The organism is Haladaptatus sp. W1 (assembly GCF_001723155.1).
Lineage (GTDB): Archaea > Halobacteriota > Halobacteria > Halobacteriales > Haladaptataceae > Haladaptatus > Haladaptatus paucihalophilus.
On the sequence record NZ_MEIH01000063.1, the window covers coordinates 1 to 2063 of the forward strand.

Consider the following 2063-nt stretch of genomic DNA (forward strand, 5'->3'; position numbering starts at 1 on the left):
CGTAACACCGGGTCGTCGGTTTCCCCGAGCACCGTCGTCGACGCCGTGAACTCCTCGAAGGTGTCCAGGTCGCCGCCGACGTACCGCGCGCCGACCGACTCGCACACGTCGCTCGCACCCGCGACGAACGATTCGAGGTCGTCGGGGTCGAACTCCGGTGCGGCGTAGACGGCGACACCCGCGACTGCGTTCGCGCCCATCGCGGCGACGTCGGAGAGCGAGGCACCGACCGACCGCCAGCCAGCGGTGTACCGCGTCGTCGCGTCGGGGAAATCCGTCGTCTCGTGGAGCATGTCCGTCGTCAGCACGTGTCCATCGATGACTGCCGCGTCGTCACCCGCGTCGGAGAGGGTTCCTTCGAGCAGACGGAGCGCGGCCCGTTCGTCCATACCCGACGTTTTCTCACGGTGGGGAAAAAGACGAACGGTCTTCGTTGGCTTCAAGCCACCCGCGCGTTATTGGAAAGTTGATGCGTCTCGACCTGGGTGACGTGCAGACGATTCTCGTCGGCTTCGTAGCCGCGCTTGCCGTCCTGCTAGTCATCTTCTTTCTCGCCGGTATCGACGAGGTGATGGCCACGCTCTCGATGGCCGACGGTCGCGTTATCGTGCTCGTCGCCGTCGTCGCCCTCGGATGGCTCTTCGCGTGGTCGATGTCGCTTCGGACCGTCCTCGGCGTCCTCGGCATTCGTATCACCGTCCTCCGCTCGTTTTTCCTCTACGCGGGAGCGACGTTCGCCAACAACGTCACGCCGTTCGGGCAAGCGGGCGGCGAACCGTTCGCCGCGCTCCTCATCTCGCGGACGACGAACGCCGATTACGAGTCGAGTCTCGGTGCCATCGCCAGCGTGGACTCCATCAACTTCGTCCCGTCCATCTCGTTCGCGCTGGTCGGCGTGGTCTACTACGCGACGGTGCTCACGCTCGGCGATACGGCGGTGATGATAGCGCTGTCCATCGTCGCACTCGCCGTCGCGGTTCCGACGGTCGCGGTCGTCGGGTGGCGAAAGCGGGATACCGTCGAGCTGACCATCGCAACGGGCGTCGTTCGGGTCGTCGGCTTTTTCGCTCGGTTCGTGCCGCCGGTTTCCCCGACGACGAAACCCGCGGTGGTCCACCGACTCCGCGGGTTCTTCGACGCCATCGAACGGGTCGCCGGAGATCGCCGTAAACTCGCGCTCTCGGTCTTCTTCTCCGCGCTCGGGTGGCTTCTGTCCTCGGTCTCGCTGTGGCTGTCGTTCTACGCGCTCGGCTACACCGTCCCGTTCGCCGCCGTGTTGTTCGTCGTCCCCATCGGGAGCATCGCGGGTGTCGCGCCCCTTCCGGGCGGCCTCGGTGCGCTCGACGCCGCATTAGTCCTCTTGCTCGTCCCATCGCCGGGTTTCGGTGGCGACGGCGAGCGCGGCGGCGGTCATCCACCGCGGCGCGACCTACCTGCTCCCCATCCTCATCGGTGGCTCTACCACCGCGATGCTGGAAGCCGACAACGCGAGTACCGGCAGCGTCAGGAGCGATTGACGGGGAGACGCCCGCTCCCGTTTGAACTCTGTAACGATGGCTTTAAACGCCGCCGCACGGAAATCAGTCGTATGACGACGCTCTACGACGTTCCGGCGGATGCGCTTATCGACGCGCTCGCCGACGAACTTGAGGATCGATTCGACCGACCAGACTGGGCCGAATTCACCAAAACCGGTTCCCAGCGCGAACTTCCCCCGAACAGGAGAACTTCTGGCACATCCGTGCGGGGAGCCTCCTCCGAAAGGTCGCCATGAACGGTCCCATCGGTGTCGAGCGCCTCTCGACCGAATACGGCGGCAGCAAGGGCGGTTCGAACCGCTACGCCGTCGCGCCGAACCACCGCTCGGACGGCAGCAAGAAGGTCATTCGCACCATTCTCCAGCAGCTCGAAGAGGAAGACCTCATCCAGTCCAACGAGCACCGCGGCCGCGAAATCACGGCGGACGGCCGAAGCCTCCTCGACGACACAGCTGGCGAACAATGGAGACGCTCGGAACACTCGTGCTGGACTACGGCTCGGTGGAAAGCCGAACGCCAACGCTA

The 2063-nt window shown here is 65.2% G+C and carries 1 protein-coding gene and 2 pseudogenes; 2 read left to right on the plus strand and 1 reads right to left on the minus strand.

Going from position 1 to position 2063, the window contains the following annotated elements:
• The coding region (locus tag BG842_RS03365) for an AIR synthase related protein (RefSeq protein ID WP_254662864.1) at window positions 1-389 on the minus strand (389 nt) is incomplete at its 3' end.
• A 182-nt stretch (window positions 390-571) separates the two neighbouring features.
• Between BG842_RS03365 and BG842_RS03370 the strand changes: the two are divergent.
• Together BG842_RS03370 and BG842_RS03375 are read left to right on the plus strand one after the other, a co-directional pair.
• A pseudogene (locus BG842_RS03370) lies at window positions 572-1315 on the plus strand (flippase-like domain-containing protein); the annotation flags it as partial.
• A gap of 273 nt (window positions 1316-1588) precedes the next feature.
• Window positions 1589-1995 (plus strand): annotated as a pseudogene (locus tag BG842_RS03375) (30S ribosomal protein S19e); the annotation flags it as partial.
• Window positions 1996-2063 lie beyond the last annotated feature (68 nt).